Annotated in this window: 8 protein-coding genes; 1 reads left to right on the forward strand and 7 read right to left on the reverse strand. The window is 66.4% G+C overall.

Features of this window, described 5'->3' with window-relative positions:
- Window positions 1-16: 16 nt before the first annotated feature.
- From C3Y15_RS30765 to C3Y15_RS30780, 4 genes are all read right to left on the reverse strand, one after another.
- Complete coding sequence (locus tag C3Y15_RS30765) at window positions 17-244, reverse strand: hypothetical protein (protein ID WP_011880976.1); 228 nt, start codon at window positions 242-244, stop codon at window positions 17-19.
- 71 nt (window positions 245-315) lie between these two features.
- Complete coding sequence (locus C3Y15_RS30770) at window positions 316-699, reverse strand: DUF6232 family protein (protein WP_011880975.1); 384 nt, start codon at window positions 697-699, stop codon at window positions 316-318.
- Between the two features lie 109 nt (window positions 700-808).
- A complete protein-coding gene (locus C3Y15_RS30775) occupies window positions 809-1,069 on the reverse strand; it encodes a DUF2866 domain-containing protein (RefSeq protein ID WP_011880974.1) in 261 nt (86 codons plus the stop codon).
- Window positions 1,070-1,288: 219 nt separating this feature from the next.
- Window positions 1,289-2,446, reverse strand: coding sequence for a porin (locus C3Y15_RS30780; RefSeq protein ID WP_011880973.1), 1,158 nt, complete (start codon window positions 2,444-2,446; stop codon window positions 1,289-1,291).
- A 302-nt stretch (window positions 2,447-2,748) separates the two neighbouring features.
- Here C3Y15_RS30780 and C3Y15_RS30785 point away from each other — a divergent pair, with 302 nt between their 5' ends.
- Complete coding sequence (locus C3Y15_RS30785) at window positions 2,749-3,555, forward strand: MetQ/NlpA family lipoprotein (protein ID WP_034193379.1); 807 nt, start codon at window positions 2,749-2,751, stop codon at window positions 3,553-3,555.
- A 137-nt stretch (window positions 3,556-3,692) separates the two neighbouring features.
- On the opposite strand, the gene C3Y15_RS30790 is transcribed toward C3Y15_RS30785, so the two are convergent.
- From C3Y15_RS30790 to C3Y15_RS30800, 3 genes are all read right to left on the reverse strand, one after another.
- Window positions 3,693-4,808 (reverse strand): succinylglutamate desuccinylase/aspartoacylase family protein, encoded by a 1,116-nt coding sequence (locus C3Y15_RS30790; protein ID WP_011880971.1) that lies wholly within the window; start codon window positions 4,806-4,808, stop codon window positions 3,693-3,695.
- A 256-nt stretch (window positions 4,809-5,064) separates the two neighbouring features.
- Complete coding sequence (locus tag C3Y15_RS30795; RefSeq protein WP_011880970.1) at window positions 5,065-5,847, reverse strand: ABC transporter substrate-binding protein; 783 nt, start codon at window positions 5,845-5,847, stop codon at window positions 5,065-5,067.
- Window positions 5,848-6,073: 226 nt separating this feature from the next.
- Window positions 6,074-6,994, reverse strand: coding sequence for a LysR substrate-binding domain-containing protein (locus C3Y15_RS30800; protein ID WP_011880969.1), 921 nt, complete (start codon window positions 6,992-6,994; stop codon window positions 6,074-6,076).
- Between the last annotated feature and the right edge of the window lie 79 nt (window positions 6,995-7,073).

Raw genomic sequence — 7,073 nt, forward strand, 5'->3', positions numbered from 1 at the left:
CCATCCGCCCGCCCCACTACGCCAACGATTCGATCCGAATCAACAGGTTGCGCGCATGCGCGATGAACGCCTCGTGCGTCGCACGATCCCCATGACCTTCGAACCCGCCTTGCTCGGCGAACGCGAGCTGCTCCGCATAGAGATCGACGACGGCGCTGCGTGTATCCGGCGGCAGCGCGCGGATCATCGACACGAGCAGCAGCTCCTGCGCGCGCAACATGCCGGACAGCGATTGGGCGTTCATGCCGACCTCCTCGAACGATGCGGCGGCGTGCCGCTCGTTTCATAGTAGGCGCTCGGCGCGCCCAACGGAAATCAGCCGGCGGCCGTGGCGGCGCGTGCGTCGCGCACCGTGCGGGCGACGCGCTCGACGAATTCGACATCGACGCTCGACAGCGCTTCGCGCTTGCCGTCGGGCGTCTCGACCATCAGCCGGTACGTGACGTCCTGCGTGGTCCAGGCGAGATAGCCGACCACGACCAGCATCACGCCGACCACCAGCGCGGCGCTCGATGCGCCGATACCGCCGGCCACGGCGACGGCCGCGCCGATCAGCGAGATCAGCCACGGTACGAGACGATTTTTCGGAATCTTGACGACGTCGACGTTGCGAATGTCACGCAGCGGAAAGACCTGCCCGGCGGCCGACAGGCCGTTGCGCGTGATCGTCACGCCGCGTTCGTTGAATGCGTTTTCCATCGTGTGTTGCGTGGACGAAAACGCGCAGCGTAGCAGACTTCGCTGCCCCGTCAAACGGGACCGAGTGCCGCACGACCCAAGCGCGCGGCGCAACCGGCCTCGGCGGGCGTCAGAACTGCAGCCGGCCGTCGCCGTACAGGCGGCCCGGCACGTGCGACGCGACGACTTCGGCGATCTGTTCGTCGGTCGATTCGGCCGGCACGATCTGGCGCCGCGCGGGCGCGTCGAGGTGCATCGTCCATTCGACGAGCCGGTACGGGCGACCCCACGGCCGCAGCATTTCCACCGACACGCGGCAGCTCTGGACCGGGAGCGAATGCTGGCGCGTCAGAATCGCGTGCAGATGGCTGAAAACGGTATCTTCGATCATCATGGCCTCCGATCCTGTCTTGTGAGCAGTTGCTGGCGGTGCCGTAGTGGTTCTCAAAAAAAAGAAGCCGCCGATGCTCAGGCGGCCAACAGGGGGGGTGAGAGCATCCTCTCAGCCCAGAATTAAGCGAAACTTAAAAGCGCATAAAAAAGCGCCCCGCACGCGGGGCGCTGCTTGCCGGCGGGGTCCGCGAACCGCGCGGACCGTCGGCCGGGTGCCTTAGAACTTGTGGCGGATACCGACGCGCACCGCGAGCTGGTTCTGCGAGTTCGTGCCCGACGTGCCGAAGTAGCTGCTCGTGCTCGAGCCGATCGCCGCTTGCGCGCCGTCGCCCGACGCGTCCTGGTAGATCACCAGGCCATACACGTCCGTACGCTTGCTGAGCGCGTAGTCGAGCGCGAGGTTGCCCTGGTTCCAGTGAGCCGAGCCGCCGTTGCGCGTCGCGTTCGTGTACGTATAGCCCGCCGCTGCCGACAGCGCCGGCGTGAATGCATACTTCAGGCCGCCTTCATATGCGTTGAAGAACGTGCCGCCCGCGCCCGAGATCGTCGAGAACTGCGTACGCGTCCACAGCAGCCATGCCGTTGCCGGGCCCCACACGTAGCGGCCGCCCACGCCGTAGGTGCGCAGGTCGCGGATGTTCGACAGCGCGAGGTTCGCGATCGTCGTCGAGAACGCCGGCGCCGACTGGCTCGGGTAACGGATGTCCGTGTAGGCCGCACCGATCGCGAACGGGCCGTTCGCGTAGTTCATGCCGAAGCTGTAGGCACGCGACGAGCCGCCCGTGTTCGTGGTGCCCGTGCCCGGTGCGCCCGCGAAGTCGGTCGAGTTCGAGAAGCCGTACAACGCGCCGAACGTGAAGCCCGAGTAGTTCGCACTCTGGAACTTCACGGCGTTGTTGATGCGGCTCGACGTGAGCTGGTCGACGTCGTTGACGTGGTATGCGTAGTTGCCCGCGACCGTGTTGCCGCCCGTCGAGTAGGACGAGCCGAGGATGTCGGTCGAGAACGAATACTGACGGCCGAACGTCAGCGTGCCGTACTGCGTCTGGCTCAGGCCGACGTAAGCCTGGCGGCCGAACATCGCGCCGCCCTGACCGGCCGCGCCGGTGCCGACGCTGAAGCCGTTTTCGAGCACGAAGATCGCCTTCAGGCCGCCGCCCAGGTCTTCCGTGCCGCGCAGGCCCCAGCGGCTGCCTTGCGCGATGCCGTCGTCGAACTTGAACAGCTTGCTGCCGGCCGCGGTCGAGCTCTTGGTGCTGTGGTTCACGTAGCTGATGCCGGCGTCGATCACGCCGTACAGCGTGACGCTGCTTTGCGCGTGGGCGGTACCGGCCGTTGCTGCCAGGATGGCGATGGTCAACAGTTTCTTGTTCAAAGGATTCTCCGAGCGAGTAAAGGGCTTTTACAGTTGCGGCTCCGGCGCTCTCTATGGGCGCTCTCACGGACCGGCGGCAACTTTATCGACGAACCACTTAATGAATGTGACAGCGTTGTCATCTGACGAATATGTGGTTCTGATGCCACAGTCGCTCCCGCGCGATCGCGCCACGGGTTATGCCGAACGCGCGCGTCATTCCATCGCTCTCCGGAATATGCACATGAAATAAGCTTGGTTGGTGCCGCTGCGCGGGCGTGCCACGATGCGCGCTCCATCACGAAACGGGACAAGAGCACACCATGCGACGTTCGATCCTGACCGGCCTCGGCGCGCTTGCCGCGGCGCTGGCCTTTGCCTCATCCGGCGCGCACGCCGATTCGCAGACCTTGAAGATCGGCACGATGAGCGGCCCCGATGCGCAGATCTGGAGCGAGGTGACCAAAGTCGCCGCACGCGAGGGCCTCGCGATCAAGGTGATCGAGTTCAACGACTACGTGCAGCCGAACGCGGCGCTCGACGCCGGCGACCTCGACGCGAACGGCTTCCAGCACCAGCCGTTTCTCGACAGCCAGATCAAGCAGCGCGGCTACCGGATCGTCAACGTCGGGCTCACCTACACCGCGCCGATGGGCTTCTATTCGAAAAAGCTGAAAGCGCTGAAGGACTTGCCGGCAGGTGGGAAGGTCGGCATCCAGAACGATCCGTCGAACGGCAACCGCGCGTTGCTGTTGCTGCAGAAGTACGGGGTGATCAAGCTGAAGCCGGGCGTCGGCACGAACGGCGTCAACGCGACGCCGCTCGACGTCGCCGAGAATCCGAAGAAAATCAGGATCGTCGAGCTCGATGCCGCGCAACTGCCGCGCGCGCTGCCCGACCTCGATGCCGCGTCGATCAACACCGACTATGCAGTGAAGGCCGGGCTCACGCCGGTGAAGGACGCGATCGCGATCGAGGACCTGCGCGGCCCGTATGCGAACCTGATCGCGGTGCGCGCGCAGGACAAGGACAAGCCGTGGGTGAAGAAGCTCGTCGCGGCCTATGAATCGGACGACGTGCGCAAGTTCATCGACCGGACCTTCGGCGGCGCGATCGTGCCGGCGTTCTGAGCGTCGACAGCACGTCGGCCGCTGCCCGGCCGCTGCGCCGGGGCATCGGTCGCATTCGTCTGAGCCGAAAAGCAAATCGCCCGCGCAAGCGGGCGATTTCGTCGATGCACGCGGCGATAGCGCCGCGGGCCGTTCGCTCAGGCCGACAGCAGCGAGCCGCTGCGGATCGGCGTCGCGCCGGCGATGCGCGCGACTTCCATTCCGGCGGTGGCGAACCGCACGACCTGCCGCGCGTACAGCACGCCCGACACGCTGCTCTTCAGCGTGATCACGCGATCGGTCAGCGGATCGACGATGTCGGCCACTTCCTGGCCGGCCTCGATCCACGCGCCCACCGGCGTGCGGAACACGATCACGCCCGACACCGGCGCAACCAGCGGATCGGTGCCCGCGAGCGGCGTGGCCGGGTGCGCGAGCGGCGGCAGCGGCGCCGGCGTGCCGTCGATCAAGCCGCGTTCGGTCAGATAGTCGACGATCGCTTGCGCGTCGTGCTCGGCCAACTCGTACGACACGTCGCGTTCGCTGCGCAACTCGACCGTGACCGAGATCGCGCCGTTCGGGATCGGGAAGCGATCGCCGAACCGGTCGCGCAGATCCGACCAGCAGAAGCTGTGGATTTCATCGAACGGATTGCCGACCGAATTCAGCGCCAGCAGCGACGCCTGCGCATTCAGATAGCGCGCCAGCGGCTCGACGTCCTGCCAGAGGTCGGGGTTCGTGTACAGGTGCATGACCGCGTCGTTGTCGCAGTGCAGGTCGAGCACGATGTCGGCGTCGAACGACAGCTTCTGCAGCGCGAGCCGCTGCGATTCCAGCTCGGTGCGCGGCTTCTGCTCGTCGAGCGCTTCGCGCATCGCGGTGCGCACCGCGGCGACGTTGCGCTGCGCGTCGCCCGTCAGCCGGCCTTCGATGCGCGGCAGCACGAGCGCGGCGAGATCGTGGAAATTGCGGTTGAAGTTCTGCATCGAGCCGAGCTCGAAGCGGCCCAGGTGATCGCCGAACACGTGTTGCGCGAGGCCGATCGGGTTCGGCACCGGCACGATCACGACTTCGCCGCGCAGCTTGCCCGCCGTCTCGAGCGCGGCGATCTTGCGGCGCAGCAGCGTGGCGACCAGCATGCCGGGCAGTTCGTCCGCATGCAGCGACGACTGGATGTAGACCTTCTTGCCGCCGCGCGGGCCGTAGTGGAAGCTCGTGATCTGACGTTCGGTGCCGATGGCGGGGGAAATCAGCGGATGGGTCTGCGTTTGCATGATGGGGGAAGGCGGCGCAGCCGCGAATGATCCGGTATGCGTGGAAGGTCGATTGTACGTTGCCTTGCGCGAAGCTATCAAACCGCGTCGGCGGTATCGCGTTTTCCGTTGCGAATCATCGGCTTGGCGCGAAAACAAGCGCCCGCGGGGCGCGTCCCGCGCGAGCGTTCGCGCAGCCTTGCGCCGCGCCGGCGCAAAAAAAACGGGCTCCTTGCGGAGCCCGTCTGCGCGGCTGCAAAGCGCGCGTTGCGCGTTGTTACTTGCCGTACACGTCGAAATCGAAGTACTTCTTCGCAATCTTGTCGTACGTGCCGTCCTTGCGCATCGCGGCGATCGCGCCGTCGATCTTCGTCTTCAGGTCGGTGTCTTCCTTGCGCAGGCCGATGCCCGCGCCGTTGCCGAGCGTCTTCGGATCGTCGAGGTCCTTGCCTGCGAAATCGAAGCCGGCGCCGCGCGGCGTCTTCAGGAAGCCGATTTCGGCTTGCACGGCGTCCTGCAGCGCGCCGTTCAGGCGGCCCGAGATCAGGTCGGCGTAGACCTGGTCCTGGTTCTGGTACGGGACGACGGTGACGCCCTTCGGCGCCCAGTACGTCTTCGCGTAGGTTTCCTGGATCGTGCCTTGCTCGACGCCGATCGTCTTGCCCTTCAGCGATTCGGCCGTCGGCAGCAGGCCCGCGCCCTTCTTCGTGACGAGGCGCGTCGGCGTGTTGAACAGCTTCGCCGAGAAGGCGATCTGTTCTTCGCGGGCCGGGGTCATCGACATCGACGACAGCACGCCGTCGAACTTGCGGGCCTTCAGCGCCGGGATCATCCCGTCGAAGTCGTTCTCGATCCACACGCATTTCGCGGCGATGCGGCGGCAGATCTCGTTGCCGAGGTCGACGTCGAAGCCGACCACCTTGCCGTCGGCGCCTTTCGATTCGAAAGGCGGGTAGCTTGCGTCGACGCCGAAGCGTACGGTCGACCAGTCCTTCGCGTATGCAGTGCCGGCCGATACGGCCAGCAGGGCCACGGTCACAGCCGCAAGAATCTTTTTCACTCGGTGACTCCTCGTTTTGTTCGATGGGTGCGCGGTTGTGCCGCGCCGTAAGCGTTCGCCCCGGCGCGGCTTCGCGTCGGACGGTCCGTTTCGCATGCCCGATGCGGGCGCGCGACGTGCGCAAGATTATCAAGACAAAATACCGGCAGGGCGCCTAGGACATGCCCCGATACCGGCCCGGACGGCCGCGCTCGCGCGATGCGGCCGTTTCAAAGCAAGGAACGATTCAGCCTAGCGTTTCGTTGACCGCGCGCTGCAGGCATGTGACGAATTGCGACACGGCGGGCGTCGGCAGCAGGTCGCGGCGGGCGATGATCGACAGGTCGAAGCGCGGCATGGTTTCGTCGAGATCGGCCGTGCGGATGCCGAGCGGCGCGACCATGGCGGCCAGCGGGCGCGTGAAGCAGCCGATCACGTCGGAGCGTGCGACCAGGCCGAGCGTCACCGCGAACGACATCGGCGAACGCAGCAGGCGCTTCGGCAGCGGCAGGCCGCGCGCCTCGAACATCGCCATCATCACGCTGTGCGGAAACTGCTCGGCGCCGACGGTGACGATCCATTCCGCGTCGAGTAAATCCTCTAAACGGCGCGCGTGCGCGAGCGGGTGGCCGTCGCGCATCACGACGGTGAACTCGGTGGACAGCAGCGGCGTCTGCGTGAATTCGCGGTCGAGCGCGGGCACATGGTGCATCGCAGCGATGTCGAGCGTGCCGTTGTGCAGCTGCGCGAGCGCGTCGGGCACCGTCACTTCCTCGAGATGAAGGCTGACGTTCGGCATCGCGCGGCGGAACGCGGTGACCGCGTGCGGCAGCGCGGTCAGCGCGATCGACGGCATCGTGCCGACGGCGACGCGGCCCGACATCTCGCCTTTTACCTGCTCGACGGCTTCGACGGTGCGGCGCATGTCGCCGAGCAGCTGCTCGGCGCGCGGCAGCAGCGCATGGCCGCACGCGGTCAGGTCGACGCCGCGCACGCTGCGCACGAGCAGCTCGGCGTTCAGCGCGGTTTCGAGTTCGCGGATCGTATGCGTGATGGCGGGCTGCGTGACGCCGAGCTCGCGCGCGGCGGCGCGCAGGCTCTTGTGATGCGCGACGCAGACGAACGCGTGGAGCTGCGCGGTGTTCAGGTGGTTGCGGATGCGGGTCATCGATCGGTTCGAGGCTGGTGGCGGCGCGGTGGCGCGGTGGCGTTGACGCGGGGATCGATAGGGTAGCGCGGGGGTGGGG

This window comes from Burkholderia sp. B10 (genome assembly GCF_004368385.1).
GTDB lineage: Bacteria > Pseudomonadota > Gammaproteobacteria > Burkholderiales > Burkholderiaceae > Burkholderia > Burkholderia vietnamiensis.